This is a genomic window from Humibacter albus DSM 18994, assembly GCF_000421825.1.
Classification (GTDB): domain Bacteria; phylum Actinomycetota; class Actinomycetes; order Actinomycetales; family Microbacteriaceae; genus Humibacter; species Humibacter albus.
This window is the reverse complement of record NZ_ATXT01000014.1, coordinates 214272-235637: the sequence shown is the minus strand read 5'-3', so window position 1 is coordinate 235637 and position 21366 is coordinate 214272. Positions and strand designations below refer to the sequence as shown.

Here is a 21366-nt window from a genome sequence, read left to right as displayed (position 1 = left end):
GCGCCGACACCCGAAGCCCGAGGATGGCCCGCCCCGTCCAGCACTGGCGCCATCGGGCCTCGCCCTCGCCCTCACCGGCGTCCTCGCGCAGCGCTTGCCTGAGCGAAAAGTCAGAGTCGATGGGAATAGCGCCTCACCGCATGCGTTTGCATACGTGTGCGGGTGCGGCCCGCGCATTCTTTCCTTTCATTCGTTCGTACGAGGAGAACCATGACCGACACCGCCACGACCACGCTCGAGATCCCCGGTTACCGTGAGGGCACCTGGAACATCGACCCCGCGCACAGCGAGGTCGGCTTCAGCATCCGCCACCTGATGATCAGCAAGGTCAAGGGCAAGTTCGAGCGGTTCGAGGCCACGTTCGTCACGCCGGCCAACCCGCTCGAGGCGCGTGTCGAGGCCCACGCCGAGGTGGCATCCATCAGCACCGGCGAGCCGAACCGCGATGGCCACCTGCGCACGGGCGACTTCTTCGAGGCCGAGACGCACCCGAGCATCGACTTCGTCTCCACGGGCGTGCGCGTCGAGAAGGGGGACTTCCTCGTCGACGGCGACCTCACCATCAAGGGCATCACGAAGCCGGTGACGTTCGAGTTCGACTTCGGCGGCTTCGGTCCGGATGCCTACGGCAACTACAAGGCCGGCGCGAGCGCGAAGGCGGTCGTCAAGCGCGAGGACTTCGGTCTCACCTGGAACGCGGCGCTCGAGACCGGCGGCATGCTTCTCGGCGACGACGTGACGATCACGATCGAGGTGCAGGCGGCACTGCAGCAGGACGCGTAGTCCGCACGAGGACGCGTAGTCCGCACGTACTCGGCGAGCCCTGCGGACGTCCCCGCCGCGGCACTCCTGCGAGCCGCCCCCTTATTGTCGGGCCACCCCTTCGCCGTCGGGCCACCCCTTTGTTGTCGAGCCACCCCGTTGTCGACGCGAACAAGGGGGTGGCTCGGCGTTAGAGGGGTGGCTCGCGGTCGCGACGCTCCCCGCACGAGACCGAAGTGCTCGCCGTCACGGCCGATCAGCCGGGACCGGGGAGACACTGCGAGGTCGACGCGGGGTCGCGCAGCTAGGCTCGCGACATGGCCACCGAGATCACGACCATCGAATACATGGTTCCCGCCGACGTGTACGCCAGGTACGGTGCCGATTTCAATACCGAGGCGGTGAACGACGCCGTGCTCGCCGAGTTGAACGCCATCATTCCGGAGGGCGTCACCGTGCAGCGCAACGGAAGGGTGTTCGCCGAGAAGGACGTCGAGCAGGTCGCGCGCGACCTGGACTGGAGGCAGCTGCTCGGCAGTCTCGACCTCGATCAGATCCTGGCTGCGCACGGGCGCTGAGCCCGCTGCCTATGCCCACCCGCCCAGCGCTCGCAGGAAGCCGTCGAAGTCGTCGCGGTGCACCGTATGCCCCGCGCCCGGCACGACGCGCACCTCGAAGCCGAGCATGCGCATCCGGTCGGCGACCGCGGAGCTGACCAGCCGTGAGCGGTCGGCCAGCATCATCATCGACGGCACGCTCATACGTTCGGGCGGCATCAACGGCATCGCCCGGCCGTCGCCGAACCTGCGGAAGAAGCGCCGGTCGAAGGCCGCGTAGTCCGTGGCTTCGATCCGCACGTCGTCGCGCTGCCAGCGCGGGTTGCTGCGGGCGATCGCCCTCTCGCCACGATTCAACAGTGCGTGGAACAGCACCGGAGCACCCGCTCGCTGCCACCAGGGCAGCCGACTGCCGAGGAACGCGGGATCGATGTAGACCGCGCGCTCGGGCTGCAGCCGGCGCACGAGCCGGGACAGCGCGAGTCCGCCCAGCGAGTGCCCGATGGCGAGCTCGGGTCTGAGGGGAACGCTGTCGGTGATGTTGCGCACGAGTCCCGCGAGCGAGTACCACGGCGAGCGGGGACTCGCTCCGTGACCGGCGAGATCAACGGCGACGACACGGTAGCCGCGATCCGCGAGCTCCGGCCCGAACCGATGCCAGGTGCGTGAGCTGCTGAAGAGACCGTGCACGAGAACGGCGACTCGTTCTCCGCTGCCCCACTCGCGTGTGAACAGCTTCATGACGACCAGCGCGTGAACAGCTTCATGACGAAGAAGGTACGTCGCGCTGATGGGCGCGACCCGCCAGAGCGCAGGGTGCCCGGCTGCGAGCAGATCCTGAGGATGCCGCGCCCCGCGCCCGGATTCGGCTCGGTCAGCGCCCTACGCGGTGCGACCGCGCCGGAACAGCGCCTCAGATCCACCCGCCGAGGGCTTTCAGGAACCCGTCGAAGTCGTCTCGGTTCACGGTGTGGCCCGCGCCTGCCACCACCCGCACCTCGAAGCCGAGGCCGCGCAGTCGCTCTGCGAGCTCCGCACCGACCAGCTGCGAGCCGTCGGCGAGCACGAGCAGCGACGGTACGGCCAGCGCGTTCGGCGCCGCCATCTCCGCTCCCTTCAAGAAGCGCAGCGCTTTGCGGTCGAAGTGTGCGAAGTCCTCGGCCTCCGTGGCCACATCCTCGTGAGACCAGCGCGGGTTGTGCTTCGCGATCGCCGCAGCGTCGAACGACAGCAGCCGGCGCATGACCAGGGGCACGAACATCCGCTGCCACCACGACATCTGGGGCGCTGTGAACGCCGGGTCGACGTAGACGGCACGCTGAGGCTGCAGCCGGTCGACGGCGGCGGAGAGCGTCAGCCCGCCGAGCGAATGGCCGATGGCCAGTTCCGGACGCCCGGGCACGCTCTGCAACACGCTGTCGGCCAGCAGATCGATCGAATAGTTCTGGGCGCGCGGGCTCTGCCCGTGACCCGGTAGGTCGACCGCGATGACTCGATAGCCCTTGTCGGCGAGCACGGGACCGAGGCTCCGCCAGTTCTGGGAGCTCGAGAAGATGCCGTGGATGAGCACCGCGATGCGCTCGCCCTCGCCCCATTCCCGTGTGAAAAGCTGCATTCCTGCAGGCTATCGAACGGTGAGCGCCGAGGCGGTCCCGCTACTACTACGAGCGCCCGTGATACTTCTGCTGAGCTGTGAGTAGGCCGTCGGTGGTGACGAGCTCGACGGCGTCCGCGGCATCCGAGACCAGCACGGGGAGGGCGTCGCGCTGGGCGCTCGTGAAGGGGCTGAGCACGTGGTCGGCGGCGTCGGTGCGTCCCGGCGGCCGACCGACGCCGACGCGCACCCGCGTGAACTCGGGGGTGCGCAGCGCGCTGGCGATGTCGCGCACGCCGTTGTGGCCTCCGTGCCCGCCGCCGGTCTTGAGTTTGATCGTGTCGAACGGAATGTCCAGCTCGTCGTGCACCACGATCAGCCGATCCGGCTGGACCGAGTAGAACCGCACCAACTGCGACACGGGACCACCCGAGGTGTTCATGTAGGTGTTCGGCTTGGCCAAGACCAGGCGAGGGCCGCCCGGGACGATCCGTCCCTCGGCGACCCTCGCGTTGGTCTTGTGCGACTTGAACGTGGCAGATGCCCGGCGCGCCAGTTCATCGACCACCAGCTGGCCGATGTTGTGGCGGGTGCGCTCGTACTGCGCGCCCGGGTTGCCGAGGCCGACGATGAGCCAGGGCTGTTCCGCCATACGGCGCTACTCGGCGGACTCGGGAGTCTCGGCCGCCTCGGCCTCAGCAGCCTGTTCGGCACCCTCGGCCCCGTCGGAGGCCGGGGCCGCCGGAAGGCTGATCGCGATCACGATCGCCTCGGCGTCGCTCACCAGCGCCACGCCGTTCGGCAGCTTCAGGTCGGCGGCCGCGATGTGGGTGCCCTCTTCGAGGCCGTCGACATCGACGACCACACGCTCCGGGATGTGCGTGGCCTCTGCCTCGACGGTGACCGTCGAGAGGTCCTGCACGACGATGGTGCCGGGGAACGGCTCGCCCTCGATGTGCACGGGGATCTCGACCTGCACCTTCTCGCCTCGACGCACGATGATCAGGTCGATGTGCTCGATGATCTGGTGCACCGGGTCCTTCTGCACGTCCTTGACCAGGGCGAGCTGCGAGGTGCCGGCGATGTCGAGGTCGAGCACCGCGTTCGCCTTGCGCAGGATGAGCCCGAGCTGGTGCGCCGGAAGAGTGAGGTGCTGCGGGTCGGTGCCGTGACCGTAGAGCACAGCCGGAATCTTGCCGGCGGCGCGGATCTTGCGCGCTGCGCCCTTGCCGAAGGAGTCGCGGGCCTCCGCGACGACCTTGTTCCTGTCGTCAGCCATGGTGATGTCTCGCTTTCGGTGGGCTCACGGCCCACGTGTAGGGGATTCGTTGTCAACTCGTGCTGCATGTCAGCGTGAGGACAGACGTGAGCCTGGTCCGCCGCGTCGATCACGGATGCCCGCGCCTGCCAGACCGATCAGCCGCCGAAGCGGTGCACCGCCGGCGCGCGCACGGCATCCCTCGCCGAAGTTCGAGAGCCCAGTCTACCAGGCCCTTCGACTCGCTCAGCTCGCTCCGGGGGCGGTAGGAAGACTAGCTCGGCTCTCCAAGGGGGCAGCGCCGAAAACTCGCTTTGCCCGCTCAGCGCCGTCGCTACATGTTGATCATGTGGCCGACCAGGCCGTGGACGGCATCCTGGATCGACTCGGAGAGGCTGGGGTGCGGATGCACGTTGCGCGCCACCTCGAGTGCGCCGAGGTCCCACTTCTGGGCGAGGGTGAGCTCGGGAAGCAGCTCGGAGACATCCAGCCCGACCAGGTGACCGCCGAGCAGCTCGTGGTACTTCTTGTCGGCCACCAGCTTGACGAAGCCGCGGGCGTCGCCGAGGGCGTGAGCCTTCGCGTTGGCGAGCATCGGGAAGGTGGAGACCTCCACGTCGTAGCCCGCGTCTCTGGCCTGCTGCTCGGTGAGGCCGAAGCTGGCGACTTGGGGCTGCATGTAGGTGGCCCGCGGCATCATGCGATAGTCGCCGAGCGCCATCGTCTCGGCGCCGCCGATCGTCTCGGCCGCCACCACAGCCTGCGCCTCCGCGACGTGCGCGAGCTGCAGCTTGGCGGTGACGTCGCCGATGGCGTAGATGCCGGGCACGTTGGTGCGCATGAAGTCGTCGATCGCGATCGCGCCGCGCTCGGTGAGATCGACGCCCGTGGCCTCCAGGCCGTAGCCGGTGACGTTGGCCGCGAACCCGACCGAGATGAGCGCCTTGTCGGCAACGACGCTGCCCTGTGCGCCGTCGGCGCCGGTGTAGGTGACCGTCACGCGGTTGCCGTCGTCGGCGACCGACTCCACCTTCGTGGAGGTGAGGATGGGTACCCCGAGGGACTTGAAGTGCTTCGTGACCTCCTTCGAGACGTCCACGTCTTCATTCGGCAGCGCGCGGTCCAGGAACTCGATGACCGTGACCTCGACGCCGTAGTTGGCCAGGATGTAGGCGAACTCGAGGCCGATGGCGCCCGCGCCCACGATGGCGATCGACTTCGGCAGCTCGCGCGAGAGGATGAGCTCCTTGTACGTGACGACGTTGTCGCTGAGCGTGACGCCCGGCAGCAGCCGCACGGTGGAGCCGGTCGCGATGATCGCGTTGTCGAAGGTGAGCTGCTCGGTGCCGCCGGCGGTGAGCGCGACATCCATCGACTTCGGTCCGGTGAAGGATCCGCGACCGTCGAACTGGGTGATCTTGTTCTTGCGCATCAGGAAGTTGACGCCCTTGGCCCGGGCATCGGCGACCTTGCGACTGCGGTCCCAGCCCACGCCGTAGTCCGCGTGGATGTCGCCGGAGATGCCGAACTCGGCGCCCTCGCGGGTGACAAGGCCGAGCACCTCGGCGTTGCGGATCAGGGTCTTCGCCGGAACGCAGCCCACGTTGAGGCACACGCCGCCCCAGTACTGCTGCTCGACGATCGCCACCTGGAGACCGAGCTGTGCGGCGCGCACCGCGGCGACGTATCCGCCGGGGCCGGCTCCGAGAACGACGACATCGAAGTGGGGCATGGGTGTCTCCTTGGCTGTAGACGGGGTCCGCTACGGGATGCTACCCGCTACTGACCCGCAGCGAGCTGGCCGCAGGCGCCGTCGATCTCCTTGCCGCGCGTGTCGCGCAGCGTGGTCGGGATGCCCGCGGACTCGAGGCGATGCACGAACTCGGCTGTGACATCCCTCTCGCTCGCGGTCCAGATGGAACCCGGCGTCGGGTTCAACGGGATCGGGTTGACGTGCACCCAGCCGCGGCCCCGCTCGTTGAGCTTCTGCGCGAGCAGGTCGGCGCGCCAGGCGTGGTCGTTCATGTCCTTGATGAGCGCGTACTCGATCGACACGCGGCGACCGGTCTTCTCGAAGTAGTAACGGGCGGCATCGAGAGCCTCGTCGACCTTCCAACGCGAGTTCACCGGGATGAGCTCATCGCGCAGCTCGTCGTCGGGTGCGTGCAGCGACAGCGCGAACGTGAGCGGGATGTCTTCGTCGGCGAGCTTGCGAATGGCCGGCACGAGCCCGACGCTCGAGACGGTGATGCCGCGGGCCGACATGCCGAGACCGTCGGGCTGCGGCGCCAGCAGCGTGCGGATCGCGTTCATCATGCGCTTGTAGTTCGCCAGCGGCTCCCCCATGCCCATGAAGACGATGTTGTGCACCCGCTCCGGTGCGCCCGAGCGGCGGTGCCCGAGCTCGCCATCGGCGATGGCGCGATTCGCCGCGACCACCTGGTCGACGACCTCCGCCGCCGACAGGTTGCGGGTCAGCCCCGCCTGACCGGTCGCGCAGAACGGACAGTTCATTCCGCATCCGGCCTGGGAGGAGATGCACAGCGTGATGCGGCCCGGGTACCGCATCAGCACGGACTCGACGAGTGCGCCGTCGAACAGCTTCCAGAGGAACTTGATGGTGCGGCCGTCATCGGTGCGCAGCCGTCTGACCTCGGTGAGGAGCGGCGGCAGCAGCGCCGAGACGAGCTCGTCGCGACCGGATGCCGGCAGATCGGTCATGGCCGCGGCATCCGTCGTGCAGTGGCTGAAGTAATGCGTCGACAGCTGCTTGGCGCGGAAGCCGGGAAGGCCGAGTTCCTCGACCTTCGCCTTGCGCTCGGCAGGCGTGAGGTCGGCCAGATGTGTCTCGGGCTGCTTGCGCCGCGGCGAGGCGAACTGCAGCGCCGGCCGGCCGTCGGCTGCCAGCTGCTGCGTCCAGCCCTCGGCCGCGGGACGGACCTGGCGTCGACCGGTCCTGCTCGCTACGCCGATCGTGCGCTCTTCGGGCAGGGTCGTCTCACTCACCCGGCCATTCTCTCAGGCCACGGCTGGGCATCCGCCGGTGCCACGATCATCCGTAGATCAGGATTGTTGGTGGATCTGGATGCCATCACCCACCCCTAGCGGACGGCGGGCGGTTCTTCGAGGTCGGATGCGAGCACCGCACGGATGTCGGCGACGGTCGCGTCGACCGACCCGTCGGAGCGGAACACGGCGCCGAACTCGTCCGGCTGCAGGGGTTCGAGCGTGGCCAGCTGCGAACCGACGAGGTCGGCGGGCATGTACTCGTGCACCCGACCGGCAAGCCGCTGTTCGAGCGTGCCGGGATCCGGGTCCAGGTGCGCGAAGAACGTCTCCGGCGCATACGAGCGCAGCAGATCGCGGTACTGGCGTCGCAGGGCACTGCACGCCACGATCACGCCGTCACCCACCGCGAGACGCTCCCCGATGATCCGCAACCAGGGCTCCCGGTCGGCGTCGGTGAGCGGGATGCCCGCGCGCATCTTCTCCTTGTTCTCGGTCGAGTGCAGATCGTCGCCGTCGATGAACACCCTGCCGGAGGCGTCCGCGAGGGCGCTGCCGACGACCGTCTTACCGGCGCCGGACACCCCCATCAGCACGATCGGCGGGAGGGAGGTCGGTGGAATGACGGTCATGCACCCATTCTGGCGGCGAAACCGCGTTCGACTAGTCGCGTCACGTAGAGTGGGAGCCCTCTCGCGTGTGGGATACCACGCGAAAATCCCTCATCCCCGTTCCTTAGTCCACGTCGTTCATCGAGGAGAAGAGCCGTGCCAGAACAGTCCCCCGCGAACATCGGAGTCGTCGGCCTCGCCGTGATGGGTTCGAACCTCGCCCGCAACCTCGCGAGCCGCGAAGGCAACACGGTGGCGGTCTTCAACCGGAGTTACGAGCGGACGCAGACGCTGCTCGACGAACACCCCGAGGCGGGTTTCATCCCCGCCAAGGACTATCAGGAGTTCGCCACCAGCCTCTCCAAGCCCCGCACCGCGATCATCATGGTGCAGGCGGGACGCGGCACCGACGCCGTGATCGATGAACTCGTCTCGGTGTTCGAGCCGGGCGACATCATCGTCGACGGCGGCAACGCACTGTTCACCGACACGATCCGTCGCGAGAAGGCGGTGCGCGAAAGCGGCATCAACTTCGTCGGCGCCGGGATCTCCGGCGGCGAGGAGGGCGCGCTGCGGGGTCCGTCGATCATGCCGGGCGGCTCGGACGAAGCCTGGGTGACGCTGGGGCCGATCCTGCGCTCGATCGCCGCGGTCGCCGAGGGCGAGCCGTGCGTCACGCACGTCGGCCACGACGGCGCCGGGCACTTCGTGAAGATGGTGCACAACGGCATCGAGTACGCCGACATGCAGCTGATCGCCGAGGCGTACGACCTGATCCGGCGCGGGACCGGCAAGTCGCCCGCCGAGATCGCCGATATCTTCGCGCAGTGGAACGAGGGCGAGCTGCAGAGCTATCTCATCGAGATCACCGCCGAGGTGCTGCGGCAGGTGGATGCAGACACCGGCAAGCCGCTCGTCGACGTCATCCTCGACCAAGCCGGAGCCAAGGGCACGGGCGCCTGGACCGTGCAGACGGCGCTCGAGCTGGGCATCCCCGTCTCCGGCATCGCCGAGGCCGTGTTCGCGCGCTCGCTCTCCAGCAAGCCGGCGCAGCGCGCCGCCGCCTCCGACCTTCCCGGTCCGTCGGATGCCTGGGGCCTCGATGACCCGGACGCCTTCGTCGAGGACGTGCGACAGGCCCTGTACGCGTCGAAGATCGTCGCGTACTCGCAGGGATTCGACGAGATCATCGCCGGCGCCCAGCAGTACGAGTGGGATATCAAGAAGGGCGACATCGCGGCCATCTGGCGCGGGGGCTGCATCATCCGCGCCCAGTTCCTGAACCGCATCACGGAGGCGTACGCCGACGACCCGGACCTCGTCGCACTGCTCACGGCCCCGTACTTCCGCGAGGCGATCGAGCGCACGCAGGAGGCGTGGCGGCGTGTGGTCGTCGCGGCGGCGAAGGCGGGCATCCCCTCCCCCGCGTTCAGCTCCTCGCTGGCGTACTACGACGGTCTGCGTGCCGACCGGCTGCCCGCCGCGCTCGTGCAGGGCCAGCGCGACTTCTTCGGGGCGCACACCTACAAGCGCGTCGACAAGGACGGCGTGTTCCACACGCTGTGGTCGGGCAACCGCACCGAGATCGCGACCACGCCCTCCACGCACTGACGGCATCGCACAGGCCGCCTGCGCCCCGTACGCTCCGATCCGCACCCCGGAGCGCACGGGGCGCTCCCGTTCCGGCGGATACCCTGAGACCCATGCGTGAACCTCAGTGGCGCCAGGAGGGCGAAGACCCCGACTACCGCTTCTCGCTCGCCAACGAGCGCACCTTCCTAGCCTGGATCCGCACGGCGCTCGCCATTCTCGCTGGCGGCGTGCTGTTGGAGGAGTTCTCGAAGAAGCTCGGCCCGCACTGGATGATCGTGGTGCTGGCGATCGTGCTCGCAGCGGTCTCGGCCGCGCTCGCCGTCATCGCCTACCTGCGCTGGAGGGGCAACGAGATCGCGATGCGACACGGGCGACGCCTGCCGCTCACGATCGCCGTGCCGTTCATCGCGGCCGTCGTGCTCGCCGTCGGTGCGGTGATCGCGGTGCTGATCGCGATCTACGGGCAATGAGCGACGCACCGCTGCGGGATGTCGGCCTGCAGGGCGAACGCACGGCGCTCTCGTGGTCGCGCACGTGCCTGGCTCTCGCGGTGAACGGCCTGCTCTCCGTGCGCAGCGGCTGGCAGTCCGGGGCCGCCCCGCTCACCGTCACCGGCGTGCTCCTGCTGCTCGCGGCATCCGCGTTCATGATCTACGGCACTCTGCGCGGACGGGCGCTGGCAGGGACCGGGCGTCACCACCACACGCTCCCACGAGCGGCACCGGCGCTGCCTCTCGGCTTGTTGGCCATTTCCACACTCGTCGCATGCGGGGTGGGAATCTCGTCGGTGTTGATCAGCGAGTAGCGGCCGACTCGGCAGGCAGAGTGGGACGCGAAGACCGACCGGCCCGGAGGAATCCCCAGCCGACGAGCAGCGCGGCCACCACGGTCAGAGCGAGACCGGCGACCGTGACACCGGTCTGAAATTGCTCGCCCTGGTGGGCAGTCCACGGCGTCGCCGCAATACTGCCCGTGAAGAGCGCGGCGAGAACGGTCCCGATGACCGCGATACCGACGCCGTTGGCAACCTCGGTGGCGGTGTCGGTAAGAGCCGCTCCGATCGAGGTGCGGCTCTCGGGCAGCCCCCGCATCACGTTGGTCGCAGCGACGACCCCGACAACTCGGAGCCCTGCGGCGACGAGCGCCAGGGAGATCGCCACGAACACGTAGCCGAAGCTGTTCAGAACGCCGTAGACGGCGAGTCCGGCCACGACTGTCACGGCGCTGATCCACGCGGCGCGCTCCAAACCGGCCCACCGGACGAGGGGGTCGACGAACGCACCGCCCGCGATGAGGACGAGCACCTGCGGCAGCATGCCGAGAGAGGCGAGGGCGGGCGGCCACCCCCACTGAAGCTGGAGTTGCAGAGTGGCGAGGTAGCCGAGCCCTGCGGTCGCCAGTCCCGCCGCGGCCTTGAAGAGCAACCCGCTCGACACCAGCGGGAGTGCGATGAGCTTCAGATCGAGCAGAGGGTGCGGTGTCGCCCGTTCGCGCACGACGAAGAGCACCGCCGTCAGAACCGCTGTCACCGTGAGAGCCCACGCACCCCACGATCCTGCTCCCTCACGCGCGAACAGGGTCGGCGCGAGCAGAGCGAGCACGATCGTGACCGTGCCGAGCACCGCTCCGAGCACGTCTACCGGATCGCGATGGAGCTCGGTGGGGTCGTCCGCGGAGATGCCCAGCCGGATTCCGATGATCGCCAGAGCCGCGATCGGCGCGTTCATCAGAAGCAGCACCTGCCAGGGCGCGACAGCGAGCACCAACCCGCCCGCGGTCGGACCGATCGCCATGCCGACAAGACCGACCGTCGAGATGAGCGTGATGGCGCGCACGCGCAACCCGTCATCCCGGAACAATCGGAACGCCAGCGCCATGGAGCCGGGCGTCGTCATGGCCGCGGCAATACCCATGGCGCAGCGCACCGCGATGAGTTCGGCCGGCGTGCTGACCCACGCGGTCGCCAGGCTGGCGAGGCCCAGCAGCACGAGGCCGATGATCATCACCCGGCGGCGGCCGAACCGGTCGGCGATCGCGCCGAACACCAGCATGAGCCCGCCGAAGACCACGGCGTAGGCACTCGTCACCCACTGGAGCTCGATCGTCGAGGCGTGCAGATCGCGCCCGATCGTGGGCAGCGCGACGTTGAGTATCGAGTTGTCGAGCATCTCGAAGAGGAAGACCGCCGACAGCCCGGCGAGCGCGATCCATGCTTCCGCGAGGGTTCGTGGCGAACGGCGGGAAGCTGCGGTGACCAACCGGCCGTCGCGAGTTGCATCCATGGATGACTCCTTGAGGTTGGACGAACGGACGAACACCGTTCGTTGTACGAACACTGTTCTACATACGAACAGCGTTCGTGTCAACTGCTAAGGTGAAGGGCATGGCGAAGAGCAGCGATTCAGGCAGCACCGATTCCCGAGGTCGCGGCGCGGATTCCCGTGGCGCCGATTCCCGTGGCGCCGGCTCCCGGGACCGCTGGGCGGCGCAGATCGCGGCCCTCGGCGCAGCTTCCACGGCGAGCAAGCGCAAGGAGCCGCTCACGACGGAACGCATTATGGCCTCCGCATTCGACATCGTCGAGGCAGAGGGATACCCGGCTCTGACCATGCGCCGAGTCGCCGCCTCGTTGAAGACAGGACCCGCCTCGCTCTACGCCCATGTCGGCAGCAAGGCCGAGCTCGACGATCTGCTGATCGGCCGGCTCTGCGCCCTGGTCGAACTTCCCACACCCGACGAGAAGGCCTGGCGAGCGCAGATCCTCGACGTGTGCGCTCGGCTGCGCGACCAGTTCCTGCGTTACCCGGGCATCTCCCAGGCCGCGTTGTCCGCAACACCCCACAGCCTCGACACGCTCCGGATCAGCGAGGGGATGTTGGGCATCCTTCTCGCGGGCGGTGTGCCGGCACAGTCAGCGGCGTGGGCGATCGACGCCGCCTACCTGTACGTGTGTGCGTACTGCCTCGAGGCCTCTCTGCGCAGGCATCCGGATCAGGATGCCGACGCACGCGCACTCGAACGCGACGAGACGCTCGAACGATTCCGGATGCTGCCGATCGATCTGTTCCCGCACACCATCGCCCATGCGGGCGAACTCACCGCAGGCGATGGCCACGAGCGATTCGACTTCACCCTGCAAGCTCTCTTCCGAGGTCTGCTTCTCGACCCCGAGCCCGCTACGCCTGCCCGTCGAACATCGAGGTGACGGAGCCGTCCTGGAACACCTCGTGGATGGCGCGCGCGAGCAGCGGGGCGATCGGCAGCACCGTCAGGGCTCCGAACCGCTTCTCGTCGGGAACCGGGATGGTGTCGGTCACCACGACCTCGTCGATCGCCGCGTCCTGCAGCCGCTCGGTGGCCGGATGGCTGAAGACGGCGTGCGTGGCCGCCACGATCACGCGTTCCGCACCGTTCTCTTTGAGCGCTTGCGCCGCCTTCACGATCGTGCCGCCGGTGTCGATCATGTCGTCGACCAGGAGGCAGACGCGACCGCGCACCTTGCCGACGATCTCGTTCACCGTCACCTGATTGGCCACGTTGGGGTCGCGCCGCTTGTGGATGATGGCGAGCGGAGCATCCAGGCTGTCCGACCACTGGTCCGCGACCCGCACACGGCCGGTGTCGGGCGAGACCACGATGAGCTTCTCCCGGTCGTCGGGCGAGAGCGTGCGCTTGAAGTACTCGAGCAGCACGGGTTTGGCGAACAGGTGATCGACCGGTCCGTCGAAGAAGCCCTGGATCTGCGCGGCGTGCAGGTCGACGCTCATCACTCGGTCTGCACCGGCGGTCTTCAGCAGGTCGGCGACGAGGCGGGCACTGATCGGTTCGCGACCGCGGCCCTTCTTGTCCTGCCTCGAATACGGGTAGTAGGGCGCCACGACGGTGATCCGCTTGGCAGAGGCGCGTTTGGCGGCATCGAGCATGATGAGCAGCTCCATGAGCCACTCGTTCACGGGCGGGCCGAACGACTGCACCAGGAACACGTCGCAGCCGCGCACGGACACCTCGAAGCGGGTCAGGATCTCCCCCGACGCGAACGTGCGGTGTTCCGTGGGCACCAGCTCGGTGCCAAGCGCGGCGGCCACGTCGCGGGCGAGCGCCTCGTGCGAGCGGCCGGAGGCGACCACCAGGCGCTTCTTCGTCTTGGCGACGATGCCCGGGGCCAGCCCCTTGGCGCGGTCGAGATCAGCCGTCTTGTCTTTGCGAGCCATCGTCCGCTTTCTGTGCGGACCGGGCTCGTTCGGCCACCTCGGCGGCTGCCGTGCCCGGTCGGTTCTTCTCGACCCACCCCTCGATGTTGCGCTGGGGGGCAACGCTGAGGGCCAGTGCACCGGCGGGGACGTCCTTGCGGATGACCGCACCTGCTCCGATCTTCGCGCCGTCTCCGATCCTAACGGGCGCCACGAACACGTTGTGCGCACCGGTGTGCACGTCGTCGCCGATCTCGGTTCGGTGCTTGTCGATGTCGTCGTAGTTGGCGGTGATGGCGCCGGCGCCGATGTTGACACCCTCACCGATCGTCGTGTCTCCGACGTAGCTGAGGTGCGGAACCTTGCTGCCGAGGCCGATATGGGCGTTCTTCGTCTCGACGAACGTGCCGATCTTGCCGTTCTCGCTCAGCACGGTTCCGGGGCGCAGGTACGAGAACGGACCGACGGATGCCCCCGCTCCGATCACCGCGAGCGTTCCGTCGGTGCGCTTCACCGTGGCGCCAGCGCCCACCTCGCAATCGACGAGAGTGGTGTCCGGGCCGATCACGGCATCCTTCGCCACCGTCGTGGCGCCCTTCAGCTGGGTGCCGGGCAGGATCGTCACGTCGTTGTCGAGCGTGACAGTGAGGTCGATCCAGGTGGTGGCGGGATCCTGCACCGTGACGCCGTTCAGCTGCCACCCGCGCACGATGAGCGCGTTCAGCCGCGCACCCGCTTCGGCCAGCTGCGCACGATCGTTGATGCCCTCGGCCTTCCACGGCTCGCCCACGGGCACGGCCGCGACGTCACTGCCCGCACGACGCAGGAGCTCGATGACCTCGGTGAGGTACTTCTCGCCCTGCGCGTTCGCGATGCTGAGGTTGGCGAGCTGGTCGCGGAGGGCCCCTGCGCCGAACACGTAGACACCGGCGTTGATCTCATCGATGGCGCGCTGCGCCGCCGTCGCGTCCTTGTGCTCGACGATGCGGTCGAGGCCGCCATCGGCCCTGCGCACGATGCGGCCGTATCCGCTCGGGTCGGGAACGACGCTGCTCAACACGGTGGCCGCCGCTCCGCTTTCACGGTGGTGGGCGACGAGCTCGCGCAGGGTCTCGGCATCCAGGAGCGGCACGTCGCCGTTGAGCACGAGCACCTCGCCACCGAAGTCGGCCGGGAGGCCGTCGATCGCCTGCTCCACGGCGCGGCCTGTGCCGGGCGTCTCGTCCTGGTCGATGATCACCGCGGAAGGCAGATGGGCGGTGACGACCTCTGCCACCTTGTCGCGCTCGTGCCGCACGACCGTGAGCACCACGGCCGGATCGAGCTCGCGCGCTGTGGCGAGCACGTGGGTCACGATCGGCACGCCGGCCAGATGGTGCAGCACCTTGGGCGTCGCGGACTTCATGCGAGTGCCCTGCCCAGCGGCGAGCACGATGATGGCGAGGTTCTGATCGGTCACCCTGACAGTATTCCCGCTCCGCCGCCAGGACTCGAACCTAGACCTCACAGCTCCAAAGGCTGTCGTGCTGCCATTACACCACGGCGGATCGCGCCCTCCAGTCTGCCAGAGACCGAAGGGCTCCCCGTGCGCTGCGCAAGCAGGGAGCCACGCGGGAGCAGAGGATCACCCGTGCCGCCGGCATCCTCAGCCGATGGCGCGGCGGACCAGTTCGACGATGCGTTCCTCCACCTGTGGGGTGAGGCGGTTCAGCGCGTAGTAGAGCGGCCAGATGTCGCCGTCGTCGAGCTTCGCCTTGTCGCTGAATCCGAGCGTCGCCACCCTGGCCTTGAACTTGCTCGCGGGTTGGAAGAAGCAGATCGTGTCTTTGCCGAGCGCGTAGGCGGGCATCCCGTACCAGGTCTTCGGGTCGAGTTCCGGAGCGGCCTCGCTGATGAGCTCGTGCACGCGCTGCGCCATCGCTTTGTCGGGCTGCGGCATCGCCGCGATCTTCTCGAGCAGGTCGCGCTCGCCGTCTTCCCGGGTCGCCTTGCCTCCGCGGCGGGCGTTCGTCTTCAACTCCTGCGTGTACTCCTTCATCGCCGCGCGCTCGTCCGCGCTGAACGTGGGCTTGGTGGACGCCTTCACCGGGGTCTTCGTCGTCTTCTGCTCTGCCATGGTGGTCCCTCTCCGTTGTCGTTGATGCGTGATGGTTGTCGCTCTGGCCTGATGCATCTCATGCTAGGAAGCCTGCTGCGCCGGCCGCTTCTCCGAAACTGCGCAATCGGCGCTCGTCCTCCGCCTCGTGATAATGGACCTATGGCGGAGCACGCGGACGAGGTGGACCGGATCGTCGACGCGTGGGAGCGCGAGCGGGGCGACCTCGACTTCGCCCCGCTCAAGGTGCTCTCGCGTGTCGACCGGCTCTCCAGACATCTGGATCGCGCCCGACGTGCGGCATTCGGTCGCTCCGACCTGCAGTCGTGGGAGTTCGACGTGCTGAGCGCGCTGCGCCGTGCGGGTGCGCCGTTCCAGCTCAGCCCGAAAGCACTGCTCACCCAGACACTGGTCTCCAGCGGAACCATGACGAATCGCATCGACCGGCTCGTGGAGCGCGGCCTCGTGGAGCGGCGCACCGACCCGCATGACGGGCGCGGCATCCTCGTGCGCATGACTGGTCAAGGACTGACCCGGGTGGATGCCGCCATCACCCGACTCGTCGACGCGGAGGCAGAGCTGCTGCGTACGCTTCCGACCGGCGATCAGGCACGGCTCGCCGGCCTGCTTCGCAAGCTGAGCCTCGACTTCGACTAGCAGTACTCCGGCCTCTCCTCCTATTCCGCTCTCACGAGCCCTCTTCGGTTCTCACGAGTCGCCAAGGGCGGTCGGATAGCGTCGATGGCGTGACTTCCGCCGAACTCGCTCGTCCTGGCCGACGGCCGGCTCTCTCTTCGCATCCGTTGCTCTCGGCCAGCACGGTACAGCTGCTGGAGAGCGCGGACAGCACCACGATCTCGGACCTCAACGCGCTGCGCGAGACGGTGAGCCGCTTTCTGATGCGCTATCGGTTCGGCATCTCCGAAGTCGAGACCAAGCTGACGATCCTGCGCGAAGAGCTCAACGTGACGGCGGGCTACAACCCGATCGAGAGCATCTCGAGCCGTGTCAAGACGATGGAGGGTGTGCTCGAGAAGGCCGCGCGCAAGAGCATCGACCTCGATCTCGACGCGATCAAGAACGGGCTCTCCGACATCGCGGGTGTGCGGGTGATCTGCAGCTTCGTCAGCGACGTGTACCGCATCATGGAGCTGCTCACCTCCCAGGACGACATCACGGTGCTGGAGGTCAAGGACTACATCGCGCGCCCGAAGCCTAACGGCTACCGCAGCCTGCACGTCATTCTCGAGGTGCCGGTGTTCCTCTCCGGCGGCCCCGAGCCGGTGCGGGTGGAGGTGCAGTTCCGCACGATCGCGATGGACTTCTGGGCCAGTCTCGAGCACAAGACGTACTACAAGTACGACAAGCAGGTGCCGCAGCACCTCATCGACGGGCTCACCGAGGCGGCAGACACCGCCGCGCACCTCGACGAGACGATGGAGCGGCTCCATCACGAGGTGCGAGGCTACCGACCGCCCTCCCCCGACATCGCGATCTGAGCTCGGGACGCCCGCGCCCGCGCGGCATCGGCGAGCACCTCGAGAAGGGCGGCGGTGTCGTCCCAGCCGATGCAGGCATCCGTGATGCTCTGCCCGTAGACGAGTCCGGCACGCCCGGCCTCGGTGAGCGGCTGGTTGCCGGGCACGAGGAAGCTCTCGGCCATGACGCCGGCGATCGGGTCACCCGCGCGCACCTGGTCGGCGAGCGCGAGCAGAACGGATGCCTGGCGCACGTGGTCCTTGCTGCTGTTGGCGTGACTGGCGTCGACGACCACGCGTGGGGCGAGACCGGCGCGCCCGAGCAGGGTTGCGGCATCCGCAATGTGGTCCGAGTCGAAGTTGGGCGCTCCGCGTCCGCCGCGCAGGATGACGTGGGCCGCCTCGTTGCCGCTCGTCGTCACGAGGGCGGCGCGTCCGTCGTCGGTGACGCCGAAGAACACATGGCTCTGCGCCGCGACGGTGCAGCCGTCGACGGCGACCTGCACGTCGCCGTCGGTCGCGTTCTTGAACCCGATCGGCATGGAGAGTCCACTGGCAAGCTGGCGGTGGATCTGGCTCTCGGTGGTCCGCGCCCCGATCGCACCCCAACTCACGGCATCCGCGATGTACTGCGGGCTGGTCGGCTCGAGGAACTCGCAGCCCACCGGCAGGCCGAGCTCGAGAATGTCGATGAGCAGTCGGCGCGCCATGCGCAGTCCGTCGGCGACGCGGTGGGTGCCATCGAGGTGCGGGTCGTTGATGAGACCCTTCCAGCCGCCCGTGGAGCGCGGCTTCTCGAAGTACACGCGCATGACCACCAGGAGGTCGTCGCGACGCTCGTGCGCCACCTTCGCGAGGCGGCGCGCGTAGTCGAGGGCGGCATCCGGATCGTGCACCGAGCACGGGCCGACGACCACGAGCAGGCGCGGGTCGTCGCCGGCCAGCACGGCTTGGATCTGACTGCGGCTGGATGCCACGAGTTGCGCCGCGCGCTCCCCCAGCGGGAGCTCTGCCTTGACCTGCGCTGGAGTCGGAAGCGCCTCGAACGAGACGACGCGGGTGTCGGAGGTGATGGACGTGGCGGGGGCGCTATCGGGGACGGTGATGCTCATCGAAGGTTCCTCTCGGTGGGGCGAGGGCCTTCGCACTCCAGGCCAGCCCGCCGGTTAATGACGAAAGGCAGGATCCGAATGATCCTGCCCGTTGGCTCTGGAGAAGGGTGCTGGTCAGCGTGTTCCGACCGTCGGCTCCTCCAGAGCCAACGCGAAATACGCATACCAGCGGTTTTCCATGGGGGTGAGGCTAGCAGAGCGGGCGCCGCGTCGCCACACAAGCCGGCCGGTCAGTTCGAATCAGTCGGCCGATCAGCCGGCCACTCCGTTCTGATCAGCCGGTCGCTGCGCTCGCGCGACGTCGAGCGACCACGAACCGCACGCCGAGCCCGACGGCGGCGATGACGACAGCAAGAATCAGCGGAGGCAGCGACTGGCCGAGAGTGCCCGCGACAAGCCGCGTGACGCCCAGTCCGAACGACGCCATCTCGCCCGGGGTGGATGCGAGCACCCGCATGCCTGCCGCGGCGGCGACACCGGTCAGCACGGCGGGCGAGATCCAGAGCAGGATCAGCCCGACGATGGATGCCACGATGCGGCCGACCGAGCCGACGCCGCACCAGATGATCGCGGCCGCGACCAACACTGCGGGCAGCCATCGCTCGACGAAGGCGACGCCGCCACCGATGCCGCCGACTCCGACATTCTGCGGGTCGAAGAACAGTGCGACCCACGATCCGGCGAGGGGTGCGGCCAGCGCCAGGCCGATGAGAGCGCCCGCTCGCGGCGCCCTGCTGAGCAGTGCGAAGACAACGACTCCGAGCAGCATCGCGAAGACGACGACGATCGTGAGCAGCACGAGGTAGAGCGCAGAGGCGACGCTGTCGCTCAGGCCGGCGCCGACGGTGCCGATGGACTGCACGAGTGCGACCAGCTGAAGGCCCGCGGCGCCGGCGATCATGCTCCAGAACGCACCCCTGCGCCAGTGCGCCTTCGTCGCACGCGCCACGATGCCGGCGATCGTCCACGCCACCACGATCAGGGCGAGGAGCGTCGATATGGCGTACTGGCTGATCGGAAGCAGAGCGCGGGGCATGTCGCCGGGCATGGTGTCCCGCGCCCAGAGATTCTGCAGCGGCAATCGCATGCCGGTCACGAGCCACGGCAGAAGGCCGAGCACGACCGCGCCGAGCGCGATCAGCCCAGCCGTCCACCACGCCAGTGCCCAGGTCGGCCGCCGCGGACCGGCACCATCCGAGGGCCCGCTCGTCGGCTCCCGGCGCGGCGAAACGTCCGTCGTCGTCATGCGTCCTCCCTCGCGTTCGTCCGGTAACCCTCGCAGGCCGCGGCCGCACATGCAAGACGGGCGGCCCGTTAGCGTGGTGCGCGTGACGACCAGAACTCCTCGTGCTGCGCCCGCCGTCGATTTTGCCGCACTGGCCGATGCCGGCTGGCCTGCACTGGAACGAGTGGATGTCGATGGCTGGGTCGCGCGGTTCGCCCAGGCGTCGCGCGCCGGTCGTTCTCCCGGCGTCACGCAGCGGGCGAACTCGGTGTATCCACCGCGAGGTCGTACCGGGACGCCGTCCGCCATCGCCGAGGTCGAACGTCTCTACCGCGAGCGGGGGCTGCCGCCACTGTTCCAGCTGGCGGACGTCGACGAGGAGCTGTTCGCCACGCTCGTCGCGCGAGGCTACGAGCCTCGGAACGAGACGCTCGTTCTGGCCGCACCGCTCGCCGTCGTGGCGCGCGCACTCGATGCCGCCGCACGGCGATCGAGTGCAGACCTCGACGCCAGCACCAGCGTGACGGCCGCGCCCGACGACGAGTGGCTCGATCTGTGGTGGTCGGTGGACGGGCGCGGAGGCGACGCGGAGCGGGAAGTGGCGCGAGGCATCCTGACCGGCGGCGACGCGCTGTACGCGACAGTCCCGGACGAGTGCGGTGCGGCATCCGTGGGTCGCCTCGCCCTCGTCTCCGCCGGCGCCACGGGCGAGGCCGACACCCCCTGTGCCGACACCCCCTGTGCCGACACCCCCTGTGCCGACACCCCCTGTGCCGACACCCCTTGTGCCAACACCCTCTGGGGCGGTCTCTACGCGCTGGCGACCCGAGAGGATGCCCGCGGGCGTGGACACGCACGCACGGTCATCCGGTCACTCGTCCGGGCCGGCGCGGCTCACGACGGGTCCGGGCCTGGCGTGGCTGCGCTCTGGCTGCAGGTGCTCGCGTCCAACTCCACCGCCCGCCGACTCTACGACGGTCTCGGGTTCGAGCAGGTGGCGACGTATCGCTACCTGCTCGCGCCCGACCGATGACCTCGGTGCGTGCGCGGGTGTCGGCGCCCGCTCCTACGCCGCTGCGTCGGCGTGCGGGTCCGTCGCGTTCAGCACGGACACGACCTGGTCGTACTCGCCGCGCACCTCGGAGTAGCGCAGGAACTTGACTCGCTCCACCTGCAGCTCGCGGGCATCCGGCTGTGTCTCGATCAGCTGCATCACCTCGGCGATGTAGTCGTCGAGCGGCATGGCGACCTCGCTGTTCTCCTGACCGGGCATGAGCGCCGTGCGCACGGCGGGCGGCACCAGCTCGACGACCTGCACAGCGGTGTCGGCCAGCTGCAGTCGAATGCTGTCGCTCAGCCGGTGGATGGCCGCCTTCGTCGCGTTGTACGTGGGCGTGGCCTTCAGCGGGGTGAACGCGAGGCCGGACGAAACGGTCATGATCGTGGCGTCCGGACGCGTGCGCAGGTGCTCGATGAACGCGCCGATGAGGCGGATCGGACCGAGCAGGTTCGTCGTGACGGTCGCCTCCGCGCTGGCCAGGAAGCCGTCGGGCGTGTGCCAGTCCTCGGCGCGCATGATGCCCGCCATAGTGACGAGCACGTTCAGGTCGGGGTGGGTGTCGAGCACGTGGCGGGCTGCCACCCGGATGCTCTCCGGGTCGGCCGTGTCGATCGCGACGGTGTCAATGCCGGGGTGCTCGGCGCGGATGCGCTCCAGCAGTTCCGCGCGACGGCCGCCGACGATGACGGTGTTGCCGCGCTCCTGCAGCGCGAGAGCGAGAGCGAGTCCGATGCCGCTGGTGGCGCCGGGAATGAAAACGGTGTTCGAGGTGATCTGCATGGTTCCAGCGTCGTGGCGGAGCACAGGCTGCGGCAGAGAGCGTTC

At 68.5% G+C, this 21366-nt stretch carries 23 protein-coding genes and 1 tRNA gene; 9 read left to right on the top strand and 15 right to left on the bottom strand.

The window, feature by feature from the left end; translation table 11 throughout:
• Positions 1–210 precede the first annotated feature (210 nt).
• Positions 211–783, top strand: a complete 573-nt coding sequence (locus H623_RS0108540) for a YceI family protein (RefSeq protein ID WP_022900524.1) — start codon at positions 211–213, stop codon at positions 781–783.
• A 296-nt stretch (positions 784–1079) separates the two neighbouring features.
• Positions 1080–1340, top strand: a complete 261-nt coding sequence (locus tag H623_RS0108535) for a hypothetical protein (RefSeq protein WP_022900523.1) — start codon at positions 1080–1082, stop codon at positions 1338–1340.
• 9 nt (positions 1341–1349) lie between these two features.
• Here the strand turns inward: H623_RS0108535 and H623_RS0108530 are convergent, their stop codons facing one another.
• The 7 genes from H623_RS0108530 to H623_RS18730 form a co-directional block, all read right to left on the bottom strand.
• On the bottom strand, positions 1350–2060 hold the full coding sequence (locus H623_RS0108530; protein ID WP_022900522.1) for an alpha/beta fold hydrolase: 711 nt from the start codon (positions 2058–2060) through the stop codon (positions 1350–1352).
• 172 nt (positions 2061–2232) lie between these two features.
• Positions 2233–2934 carry an alpha/beta fold hydrolase gene (locus H623_RS0108525; protein ID WP_022900521.1) on the bottom strand — a complete coding sequence of 234 codons (702 nt, stop codon included), beginning with the start codon at positions 2932–2934 and terminating at the stop codon, positions 2233–2235.
• A 46-nt stretch (positions 2935–2980) separates the two neighbouring features.
• The gene (gene pth / locus H623_RS0108520; RefSeq protein ID WP_022900520.1) at positions 2981–3565 is read right to left on the bottom strand and encodes an aminoacyl-tRNA hydrolase; all 585 of its coding nucleotides are present in this window, start codon (positions 3563–3565) and stop codon (positions 2981–2983) included.
• A gap of 6 nt (positions 3566–3571) precedes the next feature.
• Positions 3572–4192, bottom strand: a complete 621-nt coding sequence (locus tag H623_RS0108515; protein WP_022900519.1) for a 50S ribosomal protein L25/general stress protein Ctc — start codon at positions 4190–4192, stop codon at positions 3572–3574.
• Between the two features lie 313 nt (positions 4193–4505).
• The gene (gene lpdA / locus H623_RS0108510) at positions 4506–5903 is read right to left on the bottom strand and encodes a dihydrolipoyl dehydrogenase (protein ID WP_022900518.1); all 1398 of its coding nucleotides are present in this window, start codon (positions 5901–5903) and stop codon (positions 4506–4508) included.
• A gap of 47 nt (positions 5904–5950) precedes the next feature.
• A complete protein-coding gene (gene rlmN, locus H623_RS0108505; protein ID WP_022900517.1) occupies positions 5951–7177 on the bottom strand; it encodes a dual-specificity RNA methyltransferase RlmN in 1227 nt (408 codons plus the stop codon).
• Between the two features lie 95 nt (positions 7178–7272).
• Positions 7273–7809 (bottom strand): gluconokinase, encoded by a 537-nt coding sequence (locus tag H623_RS18730; RefSeq protein ID WP_022900516.1) that lies wholly within the window; start codon positions 7807–7809, stop codon positions 7273–7275.
• A gap of 135 nt (positions 7810–7944) precedes the next feature.
• On the opposite strand from H623_RS18730, the gene gndA reads away from it, so the two are divergent.
• The 3 genes from gndA to H623_RS20995 all read left to right on the top strand — a co-directional run bounded on the left by gndA (position 7945) and on the right by H623_RS20995 (position 10186).
• Complete coding sequence (gndA, locus tag H623_RS0108495) at positions 7945–9399, top strand: NADP-dependent phosphogluconate dehydrogenase (RefSeq protein WP_022900515.1); 1455 nt, start codon at positions 7945–7947, stop codon at positions 9397–9399.
• Positions 9400–9491: 92 nt separating this feature from the next.
• Positions 9492–9851, top strand: a complete 360-nt coding sequence (locus tag H623_RS18725) for a YidH family protein (protein ID WP_022900514.1) — start codon at positions 9492–9494, stop codon at positions 9849–9851.
• The gene (locus H623_RS20995) at positions 9848–10186 is read left to right on the top strand and encodes a DUF202 domain-containing protein (protein ID WP_022900513.1); all 339 of its coding nucleotides are present in this window, start codon (positions 9848–9850) and stop codon (positions 10184–10186) included. Before H623_RS18725 ends, H623_RS20995 begins: the two co-directional genes overlap by 4 nt.
• On the opposite strand, the gene H623_RS18715 is transcribed toward H623_RS20995, so the two are convergent.
• Positions 10176–11663 (bottom strand): MFS transporter, encoded by a 1488-nt coding sequence (locus tag H623_RS18715; protein ID WP_051143175.1) that lies wholly within the window; start codon positions 11661–11663, stop codon positions 10176–10178. The genes H623_RS20995 and H623_RS18715 overlap by 11 nt on opposite strands.
• A 101-nt stretch (positions 11664–11764) precedes the next feature.
• Here H623_RS18715 and H623_RS18710 point away from each other — a divergent pair, with 101 nt between their 5' ends.
• Positions 11765–12586, top strand: coding sequence for a TetR/AcrR family transcriptional regulator (locus H623_RS18710; protein WP_022900511.1), 822 nt, complete (start codon positions 11765–11767; stop codon positions 12584–12586).
• Here the strand turns inward: H623_RS18710 and H623_RS0108470 are convergent.
• The 4 genes from H623_RS0108470 to H623_RS0108455 form a co-directional block, all read right to left on the bottom strand.
• Positions 12558–13592 (bottom strand): ribose-phosphate diphosphokinase, encoded by a 1035-nt coding sequence (locus H623_RS0108470; RefSeq protein WP_022900510.1) that lies wholly within the window; start codon positions 13590–13592, stop codon positions 12558–12560. The genes H623_RS18710 and H623_RS0108470 overlap by 29 nt on opposite strands.
• Entirely contained in the window at positions 13567–15030 is a 1464-nt protein-coding gene (gene glmU / locus H623_RS0108465; RefSeq protein ID WP_022900509.1) for a bifunctional UDP-N-acetylglucosamine diphosphorylase/glucosamine-1-phosphate N-acetyltransferase GlmU, read from the bottom strand. The genes H623_RS0108470 and glmU overlap by 26 nt, the downstream gene beginning before the upstream one ends.
• Before the next feature lie 16 nt (positions 15031–15046).
• Positions 15047–15118 (bottom strand) — tRNA-Gln (locus H623_RS0108460).
• Positions 15119–15216: 98 nt separating this feature from the next.
• A complete protein-coding gene (locus H623_RS0108455) occupies positions 15217–15687 on the bottom strand; it encodes an iron chaperone (RefSeq protein WP_022900508.1) in 471 nt (156 codons plus the stop codon).
• 141 nt (positions 15688–15828) lie between these two features.
• Here H623_RS0108455 and H623_RS0108450 point away from each other — a divergent pair, with 141 nt between their 5' ends.
• Positions 15829–16323, top strand: a complete 495-nt coding sequence (locus tag H623_RS0108450) for a MarR family winged helix-turn-helix transcriptional regulator (protein WP_022900507.1) — start codon at positions 15829–15831, stop codon at positions 16321–16323.
• Between the two features lie 170 nt (positions 16324–16493).
• On the top strand, positions 16494–17165 hold the full coding sequence (locus tag H623_RS0108445) for a GTP pyrophosphokinase (protein WP_026940122.1): 672 nt from the start codon (positions 16494–16496) through the stop codon (positions 17163–17165).
• Here H623_RS0108445 and H623_RS18705 read toward each other — a convergent pair.
• Together H623_RS18705 and H623_RS21725 are read right to left on the bottom strand one after the other, a co-directional pair.
• The gene (locus H623_RS18705) at positions 17132–18256 is read right to left on the bottom strand and encodes a 3-deoxy-7-phosphoheptulonate synthase (protein WP_022900505.1); all 1125 of its coding nucleotides are present in this window, start codon (positions 18254–18256) and stop codon (positions 17132–17134) included. The genes H623_RS0108445 and H623_RS18705 overlap by 34 nt on opposite strands.
• Positions 18257–18530: 274 nt before the next feature.
• Positions 18531–19502, bottom strand: a complete 972-nt coding sequence (locus H623_RS21725) for a hypothetical protein (RefSeq protein WP_022900504.1) — start codon at positions 19500–19502, stop codon at positions 18531–18533.
• Between the two features lie 82 nt (positions 19503–19584).
• Here H623_RS21725 and H623_RS18700 point away from each other — a divergent pair, with 82 nt between their 5' ends.
• The gene (locus H623_RS18700) at positions 19585–20514 is read left to right on the top strand and encodes a GNAT family N-acetyltransferase (RefSeq protein WP_245558958.1); all 930 of its coding nucleotides are present in this window, start codon (positions 19585–19587) and stop codon (positions 20512–20514) included.
• Positions 20515–20547: 33 nt separating this feature from the next.
• Here H623_RS18700 and H623_RS0108425 read toward each other — a convergent pair whose 3' ends face one another.
• Positions 20548–21321 carry an SDR family oxidoreductase gene (locus H623_RS0108425; protein ID WP_026940120.1) on the bottom strand — a complete coding sequence of 258 codons (774 nt, stop codon included), beginning with the start codon at positions 21319–21321 and terminating at the stop codon, positions 20548–20550.
• Positions 21322–21366: the final 45 nt, after the last annotated feature.